This window comes from Neoroseomonas lacus (genome assembly GCF_014644535.1).
GTDB lineage: Bacteria > Pseudomonadota > Alphaproteobacteria > Acetobacterales > Acetobacteraceae > Neoroseomonas > Neoroseomonas lacus.
Window position 1 is genome coordinate 1 of the sequence record NZ_BMKW01000069.1, and the last position, 595, is coordinate 595.

General features: G+C 68.2%; 1 pseudogene. It reads right to left on the reverse strand.

Annotation, left to right across the window (positions count from 1 at the left end):
• Positions 1–9: 9 nt before the first annotated feature.
• Positions 10–595, reverse strand: a pseudogene (locus IEY36_RS31245) (calcium-binding protein); the annotation flags it as partial.

The following is a 595-nucleotide window of genomic DNA, read 5'->3' on the forward strand; positions in this document are numbered from 1 at the left end:
ACCTCGCGATCAGGCGATGATGGCGATATCCGCCGCTGTCAGCGCCGGCGCACCCGAGAGCGTCGCCAGCACCGTCGCCCCGGCGCCGCCCGCCCCATCGGCATCGAAGCGCAGCACCCCGGTTGCGCTGTCGTAGATGAACTGCGCGCCGCTGCCCGAAGCGGCAGTGCCGTCATGCAGCAGCGCGTCAGCCAGTGGACCGGTACCGAAGGCGACGCCGAAGCCGCCGCGCGAGATCTGGATCGTGTCGGCAACCGGGTTGAAGTCGACGATCCTGTCACCGCCCTCCGCGGCGCTGAGGAAGCGGAAGATGTCCGCCCCCGCCCCGCCGGTCAGCGTATCGGCGCCCAGGCCACCGACCAGCACGTCGTTGCCTCCGCCACCGTCAAGGCGGTTGGCCCCGTCATTGCCCCTGATCACATTGGCCAGGTTGTTGCCCGTGCCGTTCAGCGCCTGCGTGCCGAGCAGCGTCAGGCTCTCCACATTCGCCGTGAGCGTGTAGCTGATATACGACGTCACTGCATCGGTGCCGCCATTCGCGCCTTCGACCACGATGTCGGATGCGCTGTCCAACCCAATGTAGCGGTCGTTGCCG